Source organism: Microbacterium album, from assembly GCF_014643695.1.
Lineage (GTDB): Bacteria > Actinomycetota > Actinomycetes > Actinomycetales > Microbacteriaceae > Microbacterium > Microbacterium album.
Genome location: NZ_BMJY01000007.1, coordinates 12,948 through 35,966, shown reverse-complemented (window position 1 = coordinate 35,966; position 23,019 = coordinate 12,948). Strand labels below are relative to the sequence as shown.

The 23,019-nt window shown below is 71.7% G+C and carries 20 protein-coding genes and 2 pseudogenes; 8 read left to right on the top strand and 14 right to left on the bottom strand.

What is annotated here, in order from left to right; genetic code table 11:
* Both IEX37_RS09470 and IEX37_RS09465 read left to right on the top strand, forming a co-directional pair.
* Positions 1-258, top strand: a complete 258-nt coding sequence (locus tag IEX37_RS09470; RefSeq protein WP_188756027.1) for a DUF7218 family protein — start codon at positions 1-3, stop codon at positions 256-258.
* A gap of 62 nt (positions 259-320) precedes the next feature.
* Positions 321-668 (top strand): tryptophan synthase subunit alpha, encoded by a 348-nt coding sequence (locus IEX37_RS09465; RefSeq protein ID WP_188756026.1) that lies wholly within the window; start codon positions 321-323, stop codon positions 666-668.
* A gap of 96 nt (positions 669-764) precedes the next feature.
* Here IEX37_RS09465 and trxA read toward each other — a convergent pair.
* From trxA to IEX37_RS09435, 6 genes and pseudogenes are all read right to left on the bottom strand, one after another.
* Positions 765-1,109: pseudogene (trxA, locus tag IEX37_RS09460) on the bottom strand (thioredoxin); the annotation flags it as partial.
* A 51-nt stretch (positions 1,110-1,160) separates the two neighbouring features.
* A complete protein-coding gene (trxB, locus tag IEX37_RS09455) occupies positions 1,161-2,129 on the bottom strand; it encodes a thioredoxin-disulfide reductase (RefSeq protein WP_188756024.1) in 969 nt (322 codons plus the stop codon).
* Between the two features lie 152 nt (positions 2,130-2,281).
* On the bottom strand, positions 2,282-2,737 hold the full coding sequence (locus IEX37_RS09450) for a DUF4383 domain-containing protein (protein ID WP_188756023.1): 456 nt from the start codon (positions 2,735-2,737) through the stop codon (positions 2,282-2,284).
* A gap of 149 nt (positions 2,738-2,886) precedes the next feature.
* Positions 2,887-4,482 carry a murein biosynthesis integral membrane protein MurJ gene (murJ, locus tag IEX37_RS09445; RefSeq protein WP_188756022.1) on the bottom strand — a complete coding sequence of 532 codons (1,596 nt, stop codon included), beginning with the start codon at positions 4,480-4,482 and terminating at the stop codon, positions 2,887-2,889.
* Entirely contained in the window at positions 4,475-6,580 is a 2,106-nt protein-coding gene (locus IEX37_RS09440) for a DUF6049 family protein (protein ID WP_188756021.1), read from the bottom strand. Before IEX37_RS09440 ends, murJ begins: the two co-directional genes overlap by 8 nt.
* Positions 6,581-6,758: 178 nt before the next feature.
* Positions 6,759-7,193: an Hsp20/alpha crystallin family protein gene (locus IEX37_RS09435; RefSeq protein WP_188756020.1), complete on the bottom strand. Its 435-nt coding sequence runs from the start codon at positions 7,191-7,193 to the stop codon at positions 6,759-6,761.
* Between the two features lie 159 nt (positions 7,194-7,352).
* Here IEX37_RS09435 and IEX37_RS09430 point away from each other — a divergent pair, with 159 nt between their 5' ends.
* Positions 7,353-8,894, top strand: a complete 1,542-nt coding sequence (locus IEX37_RS09430) for a DUF7059 domain-containing protein (protein WP_188756129.1) — start codon at positions 7,353-7,355, stop codon at positions 8,892-8,894.
* 19 nt (positions 8,895-8,913) lie between these two features.
* Here the strand turns inward: IEX37_RS09430 and IEX37_RS09425 are convergent.
* Positions 8,914-9,969, bottom strand: a pseudogene (locus tag IEX37_RS09425) (zinc-dependent alcohol dehydrogenase family protein).
* 54 nt (positions 9,970-10,023) lie between these two features.
* On the opposite strand from IEX37_RS09425, the gene IEX37_RS09420 reads away from it, so the two are divergent.
* The 3 genes from IEX37_RS09420 (at position 10,024) to IEX37_RS09410 (ending at position 14,071) form a co-directional block, all read left to right on the top strand.
* Positions 10,024-11,451 carry a CCA tRNA nucleotidyltransferase gene (locus IEX37_RS09420; RefSeq protein WP_188756019.1) on the top strand — a complete coding sequence of 476 codons (1,428 nt, stop codon included), beginning with the start codon at positions 10,024-10,026 and terminating at the stop codon, positions 11,449-11,451.
* A 134-nt stretch (positions 11,452-11,585) separates the two neighbouring features.
* On the top strand, positions 11,586-12,824 hold the full coding sequence (locus tag IEX37_RS09415; protein WP_188756018.1) for a glycosyltransferase: 1,239 nt from the start codon (positions 11,586-11,588) through the stop codon (positions 12,822-12,824).
* Positions 12,825-12,853: 29 nt separating this feature from the next.
* Entirely contained in the window at positions 12,854-14,071 is a 1,218-nt protein-coding gene (locus IEX37_RS09410; protein WP_188756017.1) for a glycosyltransferase, read from the top strand.
* A gap of 31 nt (positions 14,072-14,102) precedes the next feature.
* Here IEX37_RS09410 and IEX37_RS16065 read toward each other — a convergent pair whose 3' ends face one another.
* Positions 14,103-14,237: a hypothetical protein gene (locus tag IEX37_RS16065; RefSeq protein ID WP_268236530.1), complete on the bottom strand. Its 135-nt coding sequence runs from the start codon at positions 14,235-14,237 to the stop codon at positions 14,103-14,105.
* Positions 14,238-14,324: 87 nt separating this feature from the next.
* On the opposite strand from IEX37_RS16065, the gene IEX37_RS09405 reads away from it, so the two are divergent.
* Positions 14,325-15,326, top strand: a complete 1,002-nt coding sequence (locus IEX37_RS09405) for a GlxA family transcriptional regulator (protein WP_188756016.1) — start codon at positions 14,325-14,327, stop codon at positions 15,324-15,326.
* Positions 15,327-15,346: 20 nt separating this feature from the next.
* Here IEX37_RS09405 and IEX37_RS09400 read toward each other — a convergent pair whose 3' ends face one another.
* Positions 15,347-15,733, bottom strand: a complete 387-nt coding sequence (locus IEX37_RS09400) for a hypothetical protein (RefSeq protein WP_188756015.1) — start codon at positions 15,731-15,733, stop codon at positions 15,347-15,349.
* Positions 15,734-15,861: 128 nt separating this feature from the next.
* Here IEX37_RS09400 and IEX37_RS09395 point away from each other — a divergent pair, with 128 nt between their 5' ends.
* Entirely contained in the window at positions 15,862-18,069 is a 2,208-nt protein-coding gene (locus IEX37_RS09395; protein ID WP_188756014.1) for an ATP-dependent Clp protease ATP-binding subunit, read from the top strand.
* Between the two features lie 57 nt (positions 18,070-18,126).
* Here the strand turns inward: IEX37_RS09395 and IEX37_RS09390 are convergent, their stop codons facing one another.
* The 5 genes from IEX37_RS09390 to IEX37_RS09370 all read right to left on the bottom strand — a co-directional run bounded on the left by IEX37_RS09390 (position 18,127) and on the right by IEX37_RS09370 (position 22,945).
* Positions 18,127-18,714: a nitroreductase family protein gene (locus IEX37_RS09390; RefSeq protein ID WP_188756013.1), complete on the bottom strand. Its 588-nt coding sequence runs from the start codon at positions 18,712-18,714 to the stop codon at positions 18,127-18,129.
* A 114-nt stretch (positions 18,715-18,828) separates the two neighbouring features.
* Positions 18,829-19,950: an ABC transporter permease gene (locus tag IEX37_RS09385; RefSeq protein WP_188756012.1), complete on the bottom strand. Its 1,122-nt coding sequence runs from the start codon at positions 19,948-19,950 to the stop codon at positions 18,829-18,831.
* Complete coding sequence (locus IEX37_RS09380; protein WP_188756011.1) at positions 19,947-20,831, bottom strand: ABC transporter ATP-binding protein; 885 nt, start codon at positions 20,829-20,831, stop codon at positions 19,947-19,949. The genes IEX37_RS09385 and IEX37_RS09380 overlap by 4 nt, the downstream gene beginning before the upstream one ends.
* A 129-nt stretch (positions 20,832-20,960) precedes the next feature.
* Positions 20,961-21,626, bottom strand: coding sequence for a response regulator (locus IEX37_RS09375; protein WP_188756128.1), 666 nt, complete (start codon positions 21,624-21,626; stop codon positions 20,961-20,963).
* Between the two features lie 14 nt (positions 21,627-21,640).
* Positions 21,641-22,945 (bottom strand): sensor histidine kinase, encoded by a 1,305-nt coding sequence (locus tag IEX37_RS09370; protein ID WP_188756010.1) that lies wholly within the window; start codon positions 22,943-22,945, stop codon positions 21,641-21,643.
* Positions 22,946-23,019 lie beyond the last annotated feature (74 nt).

The following is a 23,019-nucleotide window of genomic DNA, read 5'->3' as shown; positions in this document are numbered from 1 at the left end:
ATGCCGAACGACAGGATCAAGGACGAAGAGCTCTACGAGAAGCTGCGCGACGAAGGCAACTCGAAGGAGAAGTCCGCGCGGATCGCGAACGCCGCCGCCCGGGACGGCCGGGAGAAGGTCGGCGAACGGGGCGGGCACGGAGAGAGCTACGAGGACCGGACCGTGGACGAGCTGCGCGACCGGGCGAAGGAGCTGGGCATCGAGGGCGTGTCCAAGCTCAAGAAGGACGAGCTGATCGACAAGCTGCGGCACCACTGACGGGATGCCGGGCCGTCCACAGGACGGCCCGGCATGCCCCGCGGCGCACGTAGGCTGAGGGGGTGGATGAGCCCCAGGAGCAGCACCGACGACGCGCAAGCGTCGAGGTGCTGCGCGCCGAGGCGGCAGACGAGCTGGCGGTCCTCGTGCAGGAGCGGCTACGTGGCGGCGAGGATCCGTGGGACTTCATGGAGGATCTTCCCACGGTCGACGAGCTGGTCGTCTTCATGCTGCGCGCCGAGCACATCGAGGCGGACGGCGGCCTTCGTCCGACCGCGGCGCGCAATCAGCGCCTGCTGCGGCTCATCGCGCACGAGTACCCGGAGCTCACCCGCGCCGTATGGCGTCTCGTGGGCCAGGAGAACACCCACCGCCGCTGGGACGCGGTCGTCCGCGTCGTAGGTCAGTAGCCTCGCGCCACGCGGCGGGCCCCCCGAGCACGGCCCGCACCGACGACGATGCCCCCGGAGATGAACTCCGGGGGCATCGTCGAGTGAGGGCGCTGATTACTTGAGGAACTCCGCGAGATCCTGCTCGAGCGCGAACTTGGGCTTCGCGCCGATGATCGTCGTGGCGACCTCGCCGTCCTTGAACACCTTCATCGCGGGGATGGAGGTGATCTGGTACTTCATCGCGAGGTCCGGGTTCTCATCGACGTTGAGCTTCAGGATCGTGATCTTGTCGGGGTTCTCGGCCTGGATCTCGTCGAGGACCGGCGCGACCATGCGACACGGGCCGCACCAGGCCGCCCAGAAGTCGACGAGCACGGGACCCTCGGCCTGGAGGACATCCTGCTCGAACGTGGCCGACGTGGTGGCCTTGGCGGTCATTCTCTTCTCCTGTCGTGAGCGGTCATTCGCGTAGTGGCGACAACGTCGCCCTGCGCAGTCTTGTTCCCGGCCTCAGGCCTGGACCAGCTGGTCCTCGGTCGGCGCCGGTTCGCCCGCGTCGCCGAGCGACGCGAGGTAGTGCTCCGCGTCGAGAGCGGCGACCGTGCCGCTCGCCGCTGCGGTCACGGCCTGGCGGTAGGTGGGGTCGATGACGTCCCCCGCCGCGAACACGCCCGTGACGGACGTGCGGGAGGAGCGTCCCTCCACCGCGATCGTGCCGTCGGCGGTGAGCTCCAGCTTGTCGTGCACGAGGTGCGTGCGGGGGTCGTTGCCGATCGCGACGAAGAGCCCCTCGAGGGCGAGATCGCGCGTCTCGCCCGTCACGGTGTCGCGCAGCGTGACGCCCGAGACCGCGTCCTCGCCCAGGATGTCGGCGACCTCGCTGTTCCACACGAACTCGATCTTCTCGTTCGCGAGGGCGCGCTCCTGCATGATCTTCGAGGCCTTCAGTGTGTCGCGGCGGTGGATGACGTACACCTTCGTCGCGAACTTCGTGAGGAACGTGGCCTCCTCCATGGCCGAGTCGCCGCCGCCGACGACCGCGATGGTCTTGTCGCGGAAGAAGAAGCCGTCGCACGTGGCGCACCACGACACCCCGTGGCCCGAGAGACGCTCTTCGCCCTCGAGGCCCAGCTTGCGGTAGGCCGAGCCCGTGGCGAACACGATCGCCTGGGCCTCCTCCACCGCCCCGCTGCCGAGCGTGACCCTCTTGATGTCCCCGCTCACGTCGAGCTCCGTCACGTCGTCGTAGCGGATCTCCGCACCGAAGCGCTCGGCCTGCGCCTGCATGCGCTGCATGAGGTCGGGGCCCATGATGCCCTCCGGGAAGCCCGGGAAGTTCTCCACCTCGGTGGTGTTCATGAGCTCGCCGCCGACCTCGACGGAGCTCGCGACCACGAGGGGACTGAGGTTGGCTCGCGCCGCGTAGATGGCGGCCGTGAATCCGGCCGGACCCGATCCGATGATAATGAGCTGTCGCACGCGCGCCTCCTAGGTTCGTCTGTGCCTCAACACATGCTAAGCGCGCGCTATTCCATAGATCAACATCTATAAGACATTCGTCGGATGCTCGTTCGGAGCTCCGCGTGCAACACGAAGGACCCGGGTCGGCGGGAACCCGGGCCCTTCGCGGGTCAGTGCCGCGTGGCGCGATCGCGTCCGAGGAGCACTCCCAGCGCGATCATCGTCACCGCCAGCACGAAGTGCAGCCAGTTGTCAGCCGTGTTCAGCGGCACGAAGTTGGCGTCGTGGTCGTGCGGAACGACGAGGCCGTACAGCCAGAGCACGCCGTAGACGGCGCCGCCCCAGATGAGGTAGTGCTTCGACGCCCCGAACGCCTTGGCCGCCGCGACGCCCACCACGCCGTAGAGCAGATGGACGACGTTGTGGAGAATCGACACCTGGAAGATGCCCATCAGCATCGCCTCGGAGCCGTGGCCGGCGAACTCGAGGCTTTCGATGTTCGTGGTGAGGCCAGGGATGAACCCGCCCAGACCGACGATGAGGAAGACGATCCCGTAGATGAGGGCGGCCTTCTGCAGTGCGGTCTCGGCGAAACGCCCGGTCCGGGCGGTGTGTGCAGTGCTCATGTCTCTCCTCGATTCCTCCGCGCGCTGTGGCATGTCGCGGAACAGCAGAGAACCACGTCCTGGGGAACCGCTGACAGGGGCTTGACTCCGGCGCGTGGATCATGCCGGTCAGACCAGTCGGGGACCGTGCGTCGGAGACGGGACCGTCGTCAGCGGCGGATGAGGCGCCGCACGAGACGGATGGCCGTGCCGAGTTCGGGCGTGCGGAACACCGCCAGCAGGCCGACGTAGACGAGGGCCGCGGCGCCTCCGATCAGCGCCGTCCCGAGCGCGCCCGGGATGCGGCCCGACGTCATCCAGCCGGCGTCCCCGCCGCACAGCACGTACACGAGCGCGCCCGCGCCGGCCGCGGGCAGCGCCGCCAGCGTGAAGCGGCCCAGGGCGGCGAGCGAGCGGCCCATCCCGAGCGTGCCGAGCCGGCGTCGCAGCAGCCAGCTCGCGAGCACGACCTGGGCGATGCTCGAGATGGACTGGCTGACCGCGACCGCCGCCGTGAGGTGCTCGGGCGGGAACACGAGGCCCGCCAGCAGGGCGAGCCCGATCGCGATAGCGGCCTGGAACGCGGTGAACAGGAAGGGTGTGCGCGTGTCCCCGTAGGCGTAGAACGTGCGTTGCACCACGAACTGGACCGCCAACGGCACGAGGCTGACGAGGAACCCGACGAGCACGGGAGCTGCGGCCGCGGCCTCGGCCGCACTGCCGGTGAAGACGCGTGCGGCCGGCACGGACGCGACCATGAGCGCGGCGGTGGCGAGGATCACGAACAGCCCGAGGGTGCGGATGCTGCGCGCGATGTCGGAGCGGACGTCGTCGTCGCGGCCCGCGGAGGCGTGCTCGGACAGCTGCGTGAAGTACGGCGTCCCGATTGACATCACGATGATCGAGTAGGGCAGCATGAACACCAGCCATGCGCTGAACCACACGGTCGAGGACGGATCGTCCCCCGAGGCGGCCGAGATCACGCGCTGCTGCACGGTGGACACGACCAGGCCCACGATCAGCATGGCGAAGCTCCATCCGGCGAGCTTCCGGATCTCTCCGAGCCCCAGGCCGCGCCAACGGAAGTCGGGGCGCAGGCTCAGGCCCGTGCGCCGCCAGAACACCAGCAGCAGCGCCGTCTGGGCTGCGATGCCGAGCGTGGCGACGCCGCCCATGACCGCGATCATGAGCGGATCCCACTGGTCGACCTCGTTGCGCTGGCCCCCGAAGAGGGCGATGAACAGCCCGAACCCGACGATGGAGATGACGTTGTTGACGATGGGCGCCCACGCGTAGGGACCGAAGACCCGGCGCGCGTTGAGGGTCTCGCCCACGAGCGCGAACATGCCGTAGAAGAACACCTGCGGCAGGCACCAGTAGGCGAAGGCCGTCGAGAGCGCCGACTGCGCGGGTCCCCAGTCGTCGCCGAAGAGACGCACCAGGAGCGGCGCGCAGAGCATCGCCAGGGCCGTCACCGCCAGCAACACGACCGTCCCGAGCGTGAACAGCTTGGACAGGTGCGCGCGGCCGCCATCCTCACGCGCGCTCCACTTGACGATCTGCGGCACGAGCACCGCCGTGATGAGCCCGGCGGACAGCACCTGGAAAAGGTAGTTGGGCAGCTGATTGGCGATCGTGAACGCGTCGGACGCCTGCCCCACCGCGCCGATCGCGGCGACGAGCACGATCGTGCGCAGCAGCCCCGTGACTCGGGAGACGAGCGTCCCGGCGGCGATCAGCGCGCTCGATCGGCCGAGGCTACTCATGCCGACCTTCGGGCGTGTGCGGGCTCCCCGCCTCGGCGAGGCGCGCGCGCCGCGCTCGCCGACTGCGCCGGACCGTGCGCACCACCCCGGTGATCACAAGGCCCGTGACGAGTGCGATCAGGATGCCGATGCCGACACGCTCCCAGTCGGCGCGGACGGTGACCTCCATGGTCTGGGTGGGTCCGATCTGCTCGCCCGTGGGGCTCAGCAGCGTCAGCGCGACGCGCACCTGGCCGCTGCCGACCCGGGCTTCGACCGGGACTTGGATGCTCGTGCTGCTGAGCGGCTGCGCCGTGACGGTGGTGAACTCGGTGACGTCCAGACGGGGATCGTCCGGCTGCGCGATGAGTGTCGCCGTCACGGGGTACGGCAGGTCGTTGTGGATCCACACGGGAAGCGCGGCGCCCGCGCTGACGAGCTGCACGGTCGTCGGCTGCTGGATGCCCACGCCCTCCGCGCGAGCGCGAACACGCTCGAGGTGCGCGCGAGCCGCATCCCGCCACAGCGCCGTCCGGCCGTCCCACGCCACGGACAGCACCTGCAGCGCCTCCGCGCGCGCCTGCCCCGTGAGCAGCTCGGGATCCTCGAGCACCGTGGCCGTGTGGGACAGGCGCGCCTCGCCCGCGAGTGCCTCGGCGACGAACGCGACCCTCGGCTCGTCGGGCTCGGCCGTCGTGGGGGTCAGCCGGGCGGGAGGCGCCTCGAGCAGGTCGCGCAGGCCGAGCGGCTCCACCGCCGCGCTCGCCGTGACGATGTCCAGGGCTGCCGCGAGCCCGTCGGCATCGACGGCTGCCTCCGGCACCTCGCCGTCGTCGAGGACGCCCGCCATGCGATCGAGCGCCAGCAGGAGCGGTCGACCGCCCGTCTCGTCCCCGGCGAACCATAGCTCGGCGGCTGCGGCGACCTCCGCGGCCGCCCGGGCGGTCTCGTCCTGTTGCCGCGCGATGCTCTCGAGCGCAGCCGAGATGCCCGCGTCGTACGCGAGCAGTCCCTCGCCGCGCGCCCCGACGGAGGCCCGGTCGGCCCCCTCGCGCAGTGCGCGGGAGGCGACGAGAGCCACGGCGTCGCGGTCCCACGCGCGCAGACCGTCGAGGACCTCCGGGCCCATCGCGTCCCGCATGGGCCAGTACACGGACCCGGTCGCGCGGCCGATGTCCAGCAGAGCGTCCAGGTCGGGCGGGGTGTCGTCCGGTACGCCCGCGGGCGACGGCGACGGTGTGGGGGAAGACTGCGGGGCGGGGGCCTCATACGCCCCCAGGCTCGTGGGGCGGAGCGGGCCGTCGAGGCCGGCGTGCACCTGGGCGGCCACGTCCGCGTCGGCGAACTGCAGCGCGAACCGCTCGTTCGCGAGCATTGTCAACCGCGAGAGCCACGTCTGCGCGCTCGCGGGGGCCGTCTCGCCCAGAGCGCGGATCGCGGCGGGGATCGCGGGATCGACCGCGAGGATCGCCTCGGACCCGGCGGCGGCGTCCAGCTGCGCGGTCAGCAGGCCGTCGGGCGCCGTGAGCGCGGCCAGTTGCGCGGACGTGAGCACGCCAGCCGTCGTCGCTGGCGCCGTGATCGGCAGCACGATGCCGACGGGACGGGGGCTGTCCGCCACGACGACGACGCTCTGCACCGCTGTTCCCGCCAGTTGCGCTCGTACCGGGTACACCCCGGGACCGAGATCGGCGATGGCGTCCTCGGAGGAGTCCACCCGCACGCTGACGCTCGAGGTTTCGCCCGGTGCGACCTCGTCGGTCCGGGCCGCACCGACGGCCGTGAGGGGGACGTCGAGTCCCTCCCCGCGCAGCCAGGCCCGCAGCGCATCCCGGTCGCGGAGCGGCTGCTCGCCCAGGTGCAGGATCGCCGTCCCGGGTGGGAGGGCCTCGCCGGAGGGGTTGTCGATGTCGAGGACGGCCGTGAACGGCGCGCCGGGCGTGGTCACCCCGCGCGTCCCGGCTACGAGGCTGAGCTCGACGCTCCCGTCGTCGTCCTCCGTCGCCGCCTGGGCGGGCGGCGCCACGGCGCCGAGCGCGCCGGTGAGCGCGACGGCGGTGAGCGCGGCGAGGCGCCGCCACCTGCTGCGCGCGGTCGTGCCCCGGGGGCGTTCCGTCATCGTCATGCTGCTTCTGCTCGTGTGCGATGGGCGACCGCACGGACGCACACGATTCTACGGAAGCGGCTGGGCGGGACCCGAACGAGGTCGGCGCGGTGGCGGTTCGCCGGGCGGCACGACCCGGCCCAGACGTGGGGGCCCGGGATCGGAAGATCCCGGGCCCCCATCTGGGATGCGACTACGCCGTGAGCTCGGGCGCGACGTCCTGCGCGGCCTGCATCGAGCGCTGCACCTCGATCTTGCGCGGCTTGGCCTTCTCGCTGATCGGGATGATGACGCTCAGCACGCCGTTGTCGTACGTGGCGGAGATGCCGGCCGTATCGATGCCCTGGCCGAGGTTGAGCTGGCGCAGGTACGAACCGGTGGCTCGCTCACGGGTGATCCACTTCACGCCCTCCTCGCTGCGGGGCGTGCGTTCGGCGCGGATCGTGAGCAGCTGGCCGTCGACGTCGATGTCGACGCTGCCGGGGTCGATTCCCGGCAGGTCGGCGCTCAGCACATAGTGATCGCCGTCGCGGTAGAGGTCCATCGGCATGAGTCGCGGACCCTGCCTGTCGAGCAGCTGCTCCGTCACGCGGTCGAACTCGCGGAACGGGTCGAAGAACATCGCCATGGGATCCTCCTCGTCGATCGCAGTTTGCGTGAACCTGAGTCGATGTGACTCAACTTCATTATTAGCACTCTCGGCCCAGGAGTGCTAATAGTCGTCTGAGAAGACGTTATGAGTTCGCCGAGCGGGCGGACGCCTGGGACCGGTTGAATTGGGGGCGTGATGCCGCACGCCGATCCCGCGCTCTGCTCCGCGCTCGCCGCCGACCTCGCCGCCGCCGGCTTCCGCTCCGACGCGCTGCGCGACGCGTGGGGCGCGGAAGCGGACGCGGCGATCGGACGAGGTCTGCGCGTGCCCGCGCTGCGCACGCTCGCCGCCCGCACCGATCCCGTCGCCACGCTCGCGCGCCTCCTCGTGCTGGGTGTGCCGCAACCGCGGGACGCCGTCGACGCCGCGCTCCCGCGGACGGGAGCTGACGGTCTCGCGACGCTCGGGCTGGCGGAGACCGGGGGCGGCGAGGTCCAGCCCCGCGCGATCGTGCGGCCGCAGTCCTATCTGGACACCGAGGGGACCGGCGAGTGGTGGTTCGCCAGCGACCTCGACGAGCTCGCGGCGGGCGGAGGCCCGCTCGCGGAGGATCACGTGCTCGGGGTCGGCGGTGCGTCGCTCACGCTCGCGGGACTGCACCTGCCGACCCCGGCACGGCGCGTGCTCGACCTCGGCACCGGGTGCGGCATCCAGGCGCTTCGCGCGAGACGCTACGCGAATGCGGTCGTGGCGACGGATCTCTCCGAACGCGCGCTGGGCTTCGCGCGACTGAACGCCCTCCTCAATCGCGACGAGCGGATCGAGACGCGGCTCGGCAGCCTCTTCGAGCCCGTGACGGGGGAGACGTTCGACCGCATCGTGTCCAACCCGCCGTTCGTGATCACGCCCCGGGCGACGGGCGTGCCGGGATACGAGTACCGCGACGGCGGCCTGGTCGGAGACGCGCTCGTCGAGCGGCTGGTCGCGGACGTGGGCGCGCACCTCGCACCGCCCGGAGCGGGCTCTCACGGCGGCGTCGCCCAGTTCCTGGGCAACTGGGAGAGCCGCGACGGGGTGCCGGGACTCGACCGCATCCGCGCGTGGGTCGCCGCCTCGCCCGTGCCGCTCGACGCGTGGGTGGTCGAGCGCGAGGAACTGGATCCGGTCAGTTACGCCGAGATGTGGATCCGCGACGGCGGCACGGCGCCCGGTTCCGAGCGTCACGACGCGCTGCTGTCGGCATGGCTCGATGACTTCGGCGCGCGCGGTGTCACGGCGATCGGGTTCGGATACGTGCTGCTGCGCCGCGCAGAGGGACGGCCGACGCTGGATCGGTTCGAGCGGGTGACCCACCCCATCCCGTCGGAGGGAGGGCTCGGCGCGCACCTCGCGCAGGCGCTCGAGGCGCACGACCGGCTCGCGCGCATGGACGACGAAGCGCTCGCCGCGGCGACGCTCCGCACCGCCGCGGACGTCACCGAGGCGCGTCACCACCTGCCCGGCGTCGGCGACCCGCAGGTCATCGAGCTGCGCCAGGGCGCCGGCTTCGGCCGCGCCGTGCAGGCGGACCCGGGACTGGCCGCCCTCGTGGGCGCGTGCGACGGCGACCTGCCCGTCGGGCCGCTGGTCGCCGCGATCGCGGACCTGCTGGAGGTCGACCGCGCCGCCCTCCGCCACGAGCTCTTGCCGCGCGTGCGCGAGCTGCTGTTCACGGGTTTCCTGCGGTTCGCGGCCTGAGCGCCGCGCCGGAGCGGATCTACGCGCGCAGCAGCGACTTGATCGCGCGACGGTCGTCCATCGCCGCGTACGCCTCCGCGACGTCCGCGAGCGGCAGCGTCAGGTCGAACACGCGGCCCGGCTCGATGTCGCCCGCGAGCACTTCCGGCAGCACCTCGTCGATGTAGTTGCGGACGGGCGCGACGCCTCCGCGGACGCCGACGTTGGTGCCGAACATCGTGCGGACGGGCAGCTCCGGCCCGCCGTGGGGAACGCCGACGAAGCCGACCTGCCCGCCGGGGCGCGCCGAGCGCAGCGCCTGGTCCATGGACTCTTTCGTGCCGACGCACTCCAGCACGGCGTCCGCCCCGAGGCCGTCCAGGAGGTCCTTCACCTCCGCCACGCCCGCGTCGCCGCGGGCGGCGACGACATCCGTCGCGCCGAACGCGCGGGCGAGCTCCTGACGGGGCTCGTGGCGCGACATCGCGACGATGCGCGCCGCGCCCAGCCGCGTCGCCGCGAGCACGCCGCTGAGACCGACCGCGCCGTCGCCGACGACCACCACCGCGGAGCCCTCCCGCACCCCGGCCGAGACCGCCGCGTGGTGCCCCGTGAGGAATACGTCGCTGAGGGTCAGGAGGCTCGGGATGAGCGCGTCGTCCGGCGTGCCGCCGGGCACGACCGTCAGGGTCCCGTCCGCGTGCGGCACGCGCACGAACTCGCCCTGACCGCCGTCGCTGGCCACGCCCGTGTGGTCGGGTCAGCCCCACCAGCACAGCTCGCGGCAGGACGTGCTGAATCCGTACCGGCAGTTGTCGCAGGTCATGTCGCAGTCGTAGAACGGCGCGATGACGAAGTCCCCCGGCTTCACCCGGGAGACGTCCGCGCCGACCTCCTCGACGATCCCGACGAACTCGTGACCGATGCGCTTGGGCTCCGAGGGCGCGGGAGTCACGCCGCGGTAGTGCCACAGGTCGGACCCGCACACGCACGCGGCCACCACGCGAACGATGGCGTTCCGCGGATCCGCGATGACGGGATCCGGCACCTCTTCCCAGCGGACGTCCCCGGGCCCGTACAGCAGTGTCGCGCGCATGCGCTCAGCGTAGCGCCGGGGCATGCTCGCCCGGCGCCCGATTATCCTCGAGTAATGCTCAACATGGCCGCCGGTGTCGCACGCCTCGGCGAGCTCGCGGCCTCGCCCGTCGTCGCCGCGCTCGCGCGCGCCTTCGCGGACGCGGGCCACGACCTCGCGATCGTCGGCGGCCCGGTCCGCGACGCGCTGCTGGGTCGGGACACCCACGACCTCGACTTCACGACGGATGCGCGGCCCGACCGCATCCTCGAGATCGTGACGCCCATCTCGTCGGCGCAGTGGGACATCGGCCGCGCGTTCGGCACGATCGGCGCGCGGGTGCGCGGCGAGCAGGTCGAGATCACGACCTACCGCGCCGACAGCTACGACGGAGTCACCCGCAAGCCCACGGTGGAGTTCGGGGACACGCTCGAGTCCGACCTCGTCCGTCGTGACTTCACGGTCAACGCGATGGCGCTGCGCGTGACCGACGTCCGGCTCGTCGACCCGACGGGTGGCGTCGAGGACCTCGTCGCCGGGGTGCTGCGCACCCCGATCGACCCGCGCATCAGCTTCGGAGACGATCCGCTGCGGATGATGCGCGCGGCGCGCTTCTCATCGCAGCTCGGCTTCGACGTCGAGAACGGCACGCGCGCGGCGATCGAGGAGCTGCGCGAGACGCTGTCGATCGTGAGCCCGGAGCGCGTACAGGGCGAGCTGACCCGCCTCCTGGCCACCGAGGACCCCGTGCGGGGCATCCGCGTGATGGTCGAGACGGGGCTCATCGAGCAGTTCCTGCCGGAGGTCTCGGCGCTGCGTCTCGAGGTGGACGAGCACCACCACCACAAGGACGTCTACGAGCACTCGCTCACGGTGCTCACGCAGGCGATCGAGCATGAACACGTCCGCTTCCCCGGCGCCGCGCCGGACGTGCCGTTGCGGCTGGCCGCGCTGCTGCACGACATCGGCAAGCCGCGCACCCGCAAGCTCGAGCCCGGCGGCGCCGTGTCGTTCCACCACCACGACATCGTGGGGGCGCGCATGGCGCGCAAGCGCCTGCAGGCCCTCCGGTTCGACAGCGACACGATCGCCGCGGTCTCGCGCCTGATCGAGCTGCACCTGCGCTTCTTCGGCTACGCGGAGGGCACCTGGACGGACTCGGCGGTGCGCCGCTACGTACGTGATGCCGGCGACCAGCTCGAACGGCTCCACATCCTGACGCGCGCCGACGTGACGACGCGCAACCGGCGGAAGGCCGCCCGCCTGGCGGCCGCGTATGACGACATCGAGGCCCGCATCGTGGCGCTCCGGGAGCAGGAGGAGCTCGACTCCATCCGCCCCGAGCTCGACGGGAACCGCATCCAGGAGGTCCTCGGCATCTCTCCCGGTCCCGACGTGGGGAAGGCCTATCGCTTCCTGCTCGACCTGCGGCTGGACGAGGGCGTGCTGGGAGAGCAGGAGGCCGAGCGGCGCCTCCGCGAATGGTGGGCCGCGCAGGGCTGAGTCCCGCCGGAGCGGCACGCCTCCCGGGACGCCGGGACGGCGTCGGTTAGGCTCGGACATCGACGTCCCCGTCGCCGCACCCCCCCACCCAGCGCTTTGCGGCGTTGCCGCCACGAACAGCACTGCGAGGCCGAGTGACCACTTCCCGTCATCCGAGCGATCCGGTCCCCGCCGAGGACGCCGCGCCGGGCGCTCCCGACGCGCGACGCCCCCTGCGGGTGCTGCTGGGGTGCGACACGTTCTCCCCGGACATCAACGGCGCCGCGCGCTTCGCCGAGCGGCTCGCCGCCGGGCTCGTGCAGCGCGGACACGAGGTGCACGTCGTGGCGCCCAACACGCGGCATCGCCTCGAGCCGCCCCGCACCGAGACGATCGAGGGCGAGCCCATGACGCTGCATCGTCTTCCGTCGGTCAAGCTGTGGTGGCACGAGTGGCTGCGCTTCGTGTGGCCCTGGCGCTCCAAGCACCACGCGCGCCGCGTGCTCGACGCCGTCAAGCCGGACGTCGTGCACATCCAGTCGCACATCGTGATCGGGCGGGGCCTCGCGCGCGAGGCGCGCAAGCGCGGCCTGCGGGTCATCGCGACCAACCACGTCATGCCGGAGAACATCCTCGACCACACGGCGATGCCCGACTGGGCGAACCGGATGCTGATCGACGCGGCCTGGCGGGACGCCAAGCGCACCTTCGGGCTCACCGAGGCCGTCACGACCCCGACCCAGCGCGCCGCCGACTTCCTCGAGAAGACGATCGACCTGGCCGGCGTCATCCCTGTCAGCTGCGGCATCGACCGGTCGCAGTACACGGCCGACCTGACGCCCCGCAGCGAGAACCGCATCGTGTTCGTGGGCAGGCTCACCGCCGAGAAGCAGGTGGACGTCATCCTGCGCGCCGTCGCGAGGCTGGATCCCGCGCTCGATGCTCGGCTCGATCTGGTGGGCGGCGGGGACCAGGAGGGGGCGCTGCGCCAGCTCGCGCGCGAGCTGGGGATCGAGGAGCGCGTGGTGTTCCATGGCCGCACCAGCGATCAGCAGCTCCGGGCGACGCTCACGGCGGGCAGCGTCTTCGCCATCGCGTCGATCGCGGAGCTGCAGTCGATCGCGACCATGGAGGCGATGGCATCCGGACTGCCGGTCGTCGCGGCCGACGCCGTGGCATTGCCGCACCTGGTCCACGAGGGGGAGAACGGGTACCTCTTCACGCCGGGCGACGCCGACGAGCTCGCGGCGAAGCTCACGGCCGTGCTCACGGCGCCTCCCGAGGAGCGGTTGCGCATGCAGCGCGCCTCGCTCGACGGCGTCGTGGTGCATGACATCAACCGCACGCTGGACACGTTCGAGGCGCTCTACCGCGGGGACGAGCTTCCCGCCTAGGCGGGGCAGAGTTCTGACAGGGGCCCGGCATGCACATCGTGATGTTCGCGGACCAGCACGTCGAGACGCTCGGCGGTGCGCAGGTGTCGCTGCGCCTGCAGCGCCGCTATCTCGAGCGGGCCGGTCACCTCGTGACGATCGTCGCGCCGCGCCGGCACGGACCGCGAGCCGCCGTCGCCGCGGATGATCCCGGCTACGTGGACACGCCGTCGCTGCCGCTCTCGCTCGACCGGGAGTACTCCTTCAGCGTGCCGGGGCGGGCCGCGGACGCGATCGTCGACCGTGCACTCGCCGCCAGGCCCCGTCCCGATCTCGTGCACGTCCAGGCCGACTTCTGGGAGGGCTTCCTGGGCTATCGCTTCGCCGCGAGGCACGGCGTGCCCGCCGTGCACACGATGCACAATCGCGTGGACGTCGGCATCGCCGCGATCGCCCCGGTGTTCCCCGGTCTGGTGCTGGGCGGCCTGAACGCGTGGCGCCGACTGGCGCTGCGCGGTCTGCCGGGTGGTGCAGTGCGCGGCGCGGACGGCTGGGCGCACCTGCGCGGCCTCGCCGCGGGCGCCGCGGCGGTCACCGCACCCTCCGCCCACTTCGCGCGCCGGCTCGAGCAGCACGGGGTCTTCCGCGCGGTGGACGTCGTGTGGAACGGCATCGACGACGAGCTGCTCGATCGCGTGCTGGCATCCGGGCGCGGGGAACCCCGTACCGGCCCGCCGCGCTTCGTGTGGCTCGGCCGGATGAGCCCCGAGAAGCGGCTTCTGCCCTTCCTGGAGGCGGTGGCCGCGGCAGGAGCGCCCTGCGCGGTGGAGGTCATCGGCGGCGGCGGGCAGCTGCGCGCGGCCCGCCGCCTCGTCGCCCGGCGCGGGCTCGAGCGGACCGTGCGATTCGCCGGCCGGCTTCCCTACGAGGAGACGCTGCGCCGCATCGCGCGCGCCGACGCGCTCGTGCAGACCTCGATCGGCTTCGAGACCCAGGGGATGACGCCCTTCGAGGCGGCGTCGCTCGGCACACCCGCGATCGTCAGCGACCCCGACATCGCGGCCGAGTTCGCGGCCGGCGTCTGGCGCGTGGAGCCGCGCGACGACGAGCCCGGGCGCATCCGCGCGCTCGCCGAGGCGCTGCGCCGCGCCGCGGCGGAGATCGAGCAGGGAGCGGCGCCGGCGCCCGATCCGGGCATCGCGGCGAAGTTCCGGCAGTCTTCGCGCACCGACGCGATGCTGGCGATCTACCGCCGCGTCCTCGCTTGAGAGCCCGCGCGCCGATCGGGTTCCGCGACGGTCAGTCGCGATCGGGAAGGCGCTGCCAGTCCGTCTCGACCGCGCGATAGCCGTCGCGGGCGAGTTCGCGCAGCGTCGCGGCCACGAGGACGAGTGTCGGCAGGCCGAGCAGGACGAGGGCGATCACGGTGGTCATGGCAGACATCCTGCGCGTGCACGAATTCCGTCACGAGTCGCAGGATGGTCGTCGATCGAAGGAAAAGTGCCAGCGAAGGGGGCCGCTGTGAAGACGGTCGCATGCATCGTTCAGGAGGGGTTCGCGCCGTTCGAGTTCGGCGTCGCCTGCGAGGCGTTCGGGCTCGATCGCACCGAGGACGGCATCCCGAGCTTCGACTTCCGCATCGTCACGCCGGTACCCGGCGCCGTGCCGTCGAAGATGGGCTTCTCGATCAACGTCCGTGACGACCTGTCCTTCGCGTCCGAGGCCGATCTCGTCGTGGTGTCGCCGATCCCGCACCCCTCCTGGGCGGACGTGGATCCGCGGGTCCTCGATGTCGTCCGGCACGCCGCGGACCGTGGCGCGTGGCTGCTGAGCATCTGCAGCGGCTCCTTCGTGCTCGGCGCGGCGGGGGTGCTCGACGGGCGCCGCGCCACGACACACTGGATGTACGCGGAGCGGATGGCGCGCATGTTCCCGCGCGTCCAACTGGATCCCGACGTGCTGTACGTCCAGGACGGGCGCATCATCACCAGCGCCGGCACTGCCGCCGGGTTGGATGCGTGCCTTCACCTGCTGCGTCTGGAGCTGGGAGCCGAGGCCGCGAACGTCATCGCCCGGAGGATGGTCGTGGCGCCGCAGCGGGACGGCGGCCAGGCGCAGTTCATCGTCAGGCCCCTGCCGCAGACCGCGGGACTGTCGCTCGCGCCCGTGGCCGACTGGGCGCTGGAGAACCTGCACCGCGAGCTCACGGTCGAACAGCTGGCGGCTCGCGCGCACATGTCGCCGCGTACCTTCGCGCGGCGGTTCAAGGCCGACTACGGCACGACGCCCGCGGCCTGGCTCGCGCGGCAGCGGGTGATCCACGCCCAGCGCCTGCTGGAGCGGACCGAGTGGGGTCTCGATCGCATCGCGGCCGAGTGCGGCTTCGGCTCCGCGGCCGTGCTGCGCCAGAACTTCGCGCGCGTCCTCGGCACGGCGCCCACCGCCTATCGCGCGCGCTTCACGTGCGCTGCCCGGAGCGGCCAGGCGGCCGGCGACCCGTCCGCCCCCTCCCCGGCGGCATAGTCGTGCGACTGCCCGCGGCGTCAGGGCAGCACGACGGGAAGGAGCAGCTGCACAAAGCCGCCCCAGAGCGCGAATCCGATCAGCGAGGCGAGGCTGAAGCCCAGGGCGACGGCGGCCAGGGTCTTCCGCTCGTGTCGCAGGGCCAGCACAGCGCAGACGGCGGCCGCGGCGGTCATGGCCAGCAGCCCCATGGTGAGAAGGGCGAGGCTTCCCTGACCACTCTCGCGCAGCGGCACGAGCCGCGCGAGGATCCCGGCGGCCAGGTCGATGAGGGCCGAGACGGCGACGAGGGCGATCGCGACCGCGCCGAGCGTGTTCCGCGTCCCGGACGGCGCCGCGGACGGCACCGGCCCGAAGCCGGGCGGTGTCGCCGGGTGCGGCGGAAACGGATCGGCGGGAACACTCACGAGCTCAGGCTAATGCCGGCCCCTGTCCTGACGGTGGGAAGTACTACCCGCCGGCGATCCGTCCTGCTAAACTTGAGCCCAAACGACTCAACTTTCCGAGTCGTGGGGGCGAGACGTCAGGAGGCGACATGCAGGCCCAGCCGCAGCAGGAGGAGCAGCAGAGCGCACTCGAGCAGTTCGGCATCGACCTGACCGAGCGCGCGCGTCAGGGGAAGCTGGACCCGGTCATCGGGCGCGACGCGGAGATCCGGCGCGTCAGCCAGGTGCTCACGCGCCGCACCAAGAACAACCCGGTGCTGATCGGGGAGCCCGGCGTCGGCAAGACGGCCGTGGTCGAGGGGCTGGCCCAGCGGATCGTCGCGGGCGACGTCGCCGAGAGCCTGAAGGACAAGCGCCTCATCAGCCTCGACATGTCGGCGCTCGTCGCCGGCGCGATGTATCGCGGGCAGTTCGAGGAGCGGCTCAAGAACGTCCTGAAGGAGATCACCGAGTCCGAGGGCCGGATCATCACGTTCATCGACGAGCTCCACGTGCTGATGGGCGCCGGGGGCGGCGAGGGATCGGTCGCGGCTTCCAACATGCTCAAGCCCATGCTGGCCCGCGGTGAGCTGCGGCTCATCGGCGCCACGACGCTCAACGAGTACCGCGAGTACATCGAGAAGGACGCCGCCCTCGAGCGCCGCTTCCAGCAGGTCTACGTCGACGAGCCCAGCGTCGAGGACACCGTCGCCATCCTGCGCGGGCTCAAGGGACGGTACGAGGCTCATCACGGCGTGACGATCAGCGACAGCGCGCTGGTCGCGGCCGCGGCGCTCAGCAACAGGTACATCCCGAGCCGGCAGCTGCCGGACAAGGCGATCGACCTCATCGACGAGGCGATGAGCCGCCTGAAGATGGAGATCGACTCCAGCCCGGTCGAGATCGACGAGCTCAAGCGCCAGGTCGATCGGATGCGGCTCGAAGAGCTGGCCCTCAAGAAGGAGAAGGATGCCGCCTCCAAGGAGCGCCTCGCGAAGCTGCGCGAGCAGATGGCCTCCGCGGCCGAGGAGCTCGCCGGACTCGAGGCGCGCTGGGAGCGCGAGCGGGGCGGGCTCAACCGCGTGGGCGAACTCAAGAAGAGCCTCGACGAGGCCGTCACCGAACGCGACCGGGCGATGCGCGAGGGCAACTACGAGAAGGCGTCCCGCCTCGAGTACACGACCATCAAGCAGCTCGAGGCGCAGCTGGCGGAGGCCGAGCGGCAGGCGGACGCCGGTGCGGACGAGCCGCGCATGGTCAACGAACAGGTGACGGAGGACGACATCGCCGCGGTCATCGCGGCGTGGACGGGCATCCCCGTCGGCCGGCTGCTGCGGGGCGAGACCGAGAAGCTGCTGCACCTCGAGAACGAGCTCGGCCGTCGCCTGATCGGCCAGCGCGACGCGGTGAAGGCCGTCTCCGACGCCGTGCGCCGCTCGCGCGCCGGCGTCGGAGACCCGAACCGCCCGACCGGGTCGTTCCTGTTCCTCGGCCCCACGGGCGTCGGCAAGACCGAGCTGGCGAAGGCGCTCGCCGAGTTCCTGTTCGACGACGAGCGCGCCATGGTGCGGATCGACATGTCGGAGTACGGCGAGAAGCACTCGGTCTCGCGGCTCGTGGGCGCCCCTCCCGGCTACGTCGGGTACGAGCAGGGCGGTCAGCTCACCGAGGCCGTGCGCCGCCGGCCCTACAGCGTCGTCCTGCTCGACGAGGTCGAGAAGGCGCACCCCGAGGTGTTCGACGTGCTGCTGCAGGTGATGGACGACGGTCGCCTGACCGACGGCCAGGGCCGCACGGTCGACTTCAAGAACGTGATCCTGATCCTGACCTCGAACCTGGGTTCGCCGATCCTGATCGATCCGACGCTGTCGACCGAGGTCAAGCGCGAGCAGGTGATGCAGCTCGTGCGGCAGGCGTTCAAGCCCGAGTTCGTGAATCGGCTGGACGACATCGTGATGTTCCAGGCCCTCTCGCAGGACGACCTGGCGCAGATCGTGGAGCTGCAGGTCGACCTCCTGCAGCGTCGCCTGTCGGACCGGCGCCTCACGCTCGCCGTGACCCCGGACGCGCGAGCGTGGCTGGCCGAGCGCGGGTACGACCCGGTGTACGGCGCGCGCCCCCTGCGCCGCCTGATCCAGACGGAGATCCAGGACCGGCTCGCCCTCGCGATCCTCTCCGGCGGCGTGCGCGACGGCGACCTGGTGCGCGTGGATGTCTCGGCCGACGGGTCGCAGCTCGTCGTCACGAGTGGCGGTCAGCCGACCGCGGAAGATGACGCGGACGAGGACGAGGTCATCGAGGCCGTCATCGACGAGTGAGGCGTGAAACGCGCGAAGGGCCGGCGGACGATCCGCCGGCCCTTCGCGCTGATCCGCTCAGGCGTCGACGATGACCGAGTCGCGGAGCGGGCGCCGCACGCGGGGCGCGGTCTCGCGCTCGAGGAGCTTCTCGGGCAGCGACCGGTGGTCGCCGAAGACGCCGATCGCGGAGACCGTCAGCGGGACGAATCGCTCGTCGAGGCCGAAGCGTGCGCGCACCGCCTCGACGTCGAAGCCTCCCATCTGGTGCACGTGCAGGCCCTCGTGGTGCGCCTGGACCGAGAAGTGCGCCATCGCCTGGCCGAGGTCGTACTGGGCCCAGCGGCGCGGCTCGCCCGCCTCGTCGGCGACCTCCGCGATCGCCACGAGCAGCACGGAGGCGTTGGGGGCCCATGCCCGGTTGAAGCCGACCAGCGCCTCGGCGATCGCCGCGTGCTCCGTCGAACCGCGTCGGGCGACGATGAAGCGCCACGGCTGCGTGTTGCTGGCCGAGGGGCTCCACCGGGCAGCCTCGAGCGCGCTCGCGAGCTTCGCCTCGTCGATCGGTGCCTCGGCGTCGAAGGCGCGCGGGCTCCAGCGCTCGGCGAGGACGTCCAGGACGGGGTGATCGGTGGTGGCGGTGCGGACGAGCGTGGCGGCTCCCATACGGTGACTCCTCGGTTCGGTGGATGAAGACCGGGCGACATCGCCGCCCTCCGTGACCATAACCGCTCGCGGGGCGCGGCCATTCCGGCCGCGCCCCGCGTAACGGAGGCGCGCTCACCCGCGCAGGGCCTCCTTGAGCTTGACGCGGGCCCCCATGCGCAGCAGCGAGTTCTCGTAGATCTTCGCGCCGAGGGCGATGACGAGCGCGCAGGAGGCCAGGAGCACCCCGAGCGCCACGAGCGGCTCCCACCACTGCGCCTCGTTGAAGTACAGCCGGATCGGCATCGCGACCGCCGCGGAGAACGGCACGTGCGACAGCACGGTCATCACGATCGTGTTCTGCCCGAAGATCAGGACGAGGAAGTAGGGGATCATCGTCAGGTAGATCACGGGAGTGAGCGTCGGGCCGGAGTCCTCCTGCCGCGAGACGAGCGATCCGGCCGCGGCGAACATCGCCGCCAGGAGCAGGAAGCCGAACAGGAAGAAGACCGCGAACCACACCAGCGGCGCGCCCAGCCCCTGCAGCAGGGCGGTCTGCTGCGTGATCACCAGGCCCACGATCGCGACCGCGATGAGGAGCACGATCTGACCGATCGCCAGGACGGTGTTGCCGAGCACCTTGCCGGCGAGCAGGACGCGCGCCGGGATCGCGGAGATCAGGATCTCGACGACGCGGGTCTGCTTCTCCTCGATCACGCTCATCGCGATCGGGGAGCCGAAGGTCATCGCGGCCATCATGAAGATGATGCCGAAGATGAGTCCGAGGATGTAGCGCATCGGGCCGTCGCCCGCGGCGTCCGGATCCAGCAGCTCGACCGATGGCATCACGGACAGCTGCATGAGCAGCGACTGCGGCGCCGACTCGTTGGCGACCACGAGCAGGCCGGTGGGGGAGGCGTCGTCGGGCAGCACCGCGGCGTCCACCTCGCCGTCGCGCACGAGCGCCTCCGCCTCGGCGCGGTCGGTGACCTCGGTGACCTCGATGCCCGGCATCTCGGACAGCTGCGCGGACGTCGCCGCGGTGGCCGCCACGGGGGTGCTGCTGTCGTCGTTGGCGCTGAAGCCCATCCACAGCACGCCGCCGAGTGCGAGCACGAGCAGGATCGCCGTGGAGATCAGGAACGAGCGGCTGCGGAGCTTGCCGCCGATCTCGCGCTCGGCGACGAGCCACACGCCCTGCGCCGTCGAGAGGGTGGGGGGAGCGGGCCGGGAAGCGGTGGGAGTCTGCGTGCTCACTGGATGACCTCCTTGAAGATCTGGGCGAGGGTGGGACGCTGCGGGGCGAAGCTCGCCACGTCGCCGAGGGAGACGGCGCGGCGCAGCACGCGCTGGGCGGCCTCGTCGCTGTCGGCGTCGAACACGGCGTACCCGCCGTCGAACTCGACGACGTGGATGCCCGCCTCCTCTCGCAGCCAGCCGGCGTCGCCCGAGGAGACGAGCTCGAACCGGCGGCTGGAGTGCGCGGCGCGCAGCTCGTCGCGCGATCCGCTCGCGCGGATGGTGCCGCCCGCGATGATGACCAGGTCGTCGCACAGACGCTCGACCACATCGAGCTGATGCGACGAGAACAGCACCGCGGTGCCCTGTGCCGCGCGGTCGGCCAGCACGCCGGCGACGACCTCGACGGCGAGGGGGTCCAGGCCCGAGAACGGCTCGTCCAGGATCAGGACGGACGGATCGTGCACGAGAGCCGCGGCGATCTGGGCGCGCTGCTGGTTGCCGAGCGACAGCGCCTCGATGTTGTCGCCCAGTCGCTCGCCCAGGCCCAGCTGCTCGAGCAGCGCGGTGGCGCGTTCGGTGGCGTCCGAGCGCGAGAAGCCGTGCAGCCGCGCGAGGTACACGATGTGCTCGAGCACCTTCATCTTCGGGTAGAGGCCGCGCTCCTCGGGCATGTAGCCGAAGCTGCGCCGGTCATTGGCGGTGACCGGCGCGCCGTCGAGCGCCACCTCGCCCTCCTCGTGGGCGAGCAGACCGAGCATGATCCGCATGGTCGTGGTCTTGCCGGCGCCGTTGCCGCCGACGAAGCCCGTGAGGCGCCCGGGCGGCACGTCGAACGACACGTCGTCGAGCACCCTCCGGTCCCCGTACGTCTTGACGATCCCGCGCAGTGTGAGCATCCGCGATCCTTTCTGTCCGTGCTTTCACGCTAGGGAGGGCGCGCCGCGCGGGCATCCCCCGCGCGGCGGATGTTCGCGCGTGCGGCTCCGCCGGGGTGGGGAAGCCGCGAGCGGGACCGGACCGGGCGCTCAGGCCAGACCGTGGCGGTGGGCGTAGACGACCGCGGCGACGCGGTCGCGCGCGCCGAGCTTCTGCAGCACGTTCGACACGTGGGTCTTGACCGTGGCCTCGCCGATGTAGAGCTGCTGCGCGATCTCCGCGTTGCTGAGGGCCTGCGCGAGCAGGCGCAGCACCTCGCGCTCCCGCTCCGTGAGTCCCGGATCGATCTCGGGAGGCCGCACGGGTACGTCGCTGCCATTGCCGGACGTGCGCGCGAACCGCTCGATCACCCGGCGCGTGACGCCCGGCGCGAGGAGGGCGTCGCCCGCGGCGACGACGCGCACCGCCGAGACGAGCTCCTCCGGGCCGGCGTTCTTGAGCAGGAAGCCGCTGGCCCCCGCGTCGAGCGCCGCGAACAGGTAGTCGTCGCGGTCGAAGGTCGTGACGATCACGATGCGGGGCGGAGCGTCGCGCGCGGCGGCGAGGATGCGCCGCGTCGCCTCGATGCCGTCGAGATCGGGCATCTGCACGTCCATGCAGATCACTTCCGGCCTCAGCGAGGCGGCCGCGGACACCGCCTCCGCGCCGGTCGCCGCCTCGCCCACGACGTCGATTCCCGAGGCCTCGAGGATCATCCGGAACCCCATGCGCATGGTCGCGTGGTCGTCGACGAGCAGCACGCGCACACCGTTCATGTCGTTCATGCCGTTCACGCCGGCACCGCCGTCCGGACCGGCACGCGCACTCGCACCAGGTAGCCGCCTCGCTCTCGCCGGCCGAACTCCAGCGTGCCGCCCGATGCGATGGCCCGCTCGCGCATCCCGAGCTGTCCCATCCCGGGGCGTGCGCCGGGCCGCACGCGACCCGTGTTGGTCACCTCGAGTTCGACGGCGCCGGGCTCGTAGCGCAGCCGCACGTCGGCGGTGACGCCCGGCCCGCCGTGTCGTCGTGCGTTGGTGAGCGCCTCTTGGGCGATCCGGTACAGGTTCACGTGCACGATCTCGGGCACCTCCACGGGATCGCCCACGACGGTGAAGGTCGTCGGCGTGCCCGCCGCGGACACCTGGCGCGCGAGCGACTCGAGCCGGTCGAGCCGCAGCGTCGACGGCGGGGCGTCCTCGTCCTCCGGCGTGCGGAGGGTGTCGAGGAGATGATGCAGTTCGTCGATCGCCGAACGAGCCGAACGCTCGACGGACTCAAGCATGGCGCGCGCGGCATCCACGTCCCGGTCGAGCACGGTGCGCGCGGCGCCCGCCTGCACCCCCATGGCCGACACGTGGTGTGCGACGACGTCGTGCAGCTCCCGCGCGATCCGCACCCTGTCCAGCGCGACGGCCTGCGCGGCCGACGTCTCGCGCTCCTCCTCCAGCTCGCGCGTGCGCTCACGGAGTGCATGGCGGTCGAGTGCGGCGGCGTACGCGCGATCGCCCAGGTAGTACGCGCCGCCGAAGTACGCCGCGTTGATCAGCCACTGCATGAGCATGAACGCGACATACGGCGAGAATGCGCCGGCGTACATCTCGGGGTCCTCCGTGGGGTGCACGGCTCCGAGGTAGGTGTTCACCAACAGCCATACGAACATCGCCACGATGATCAGGATCCGCGCCCACGCGGCTCTGCGGCGGTCGTTCACCCAGGCGCCGATCGTGAAGAGCGCGGCGAACATCGCCACCTGGCTCACGTACAGCTCGGGCAGCGCGAAGATCGACGCCTGCGCGAAGTACGCGCCGCACACGACGACGGCGACAGTGATGGGCAGCCGGCGGCGCAGCGCGAGAGGGAGCGTCATGAGTGCGCTGAAGACGACGAGCCACGGGCTGCCCCCGTGCTGGAGCTCGACGATCCCCGAGATGGACGACAGCGCCAGGCTGATCATGGCGGTGACGAACAGCCCGCCGGCGAGCAGGCCGTCCAGACGCAGATCGGCCGCGGTGGGGCGAGGGCGCACGAGCGGTGCGTCGGGCGGGGCCGGGTCCGTTGCCGGCCGCGCCGGCGCGCGCGTGAGAAGCGACATGCCTCCACGGTACGGAACGCACCGCGGCCCGTCCTCCCTCGCGCGACGGACCTGGAGTTCTCCGTCGCGGACGG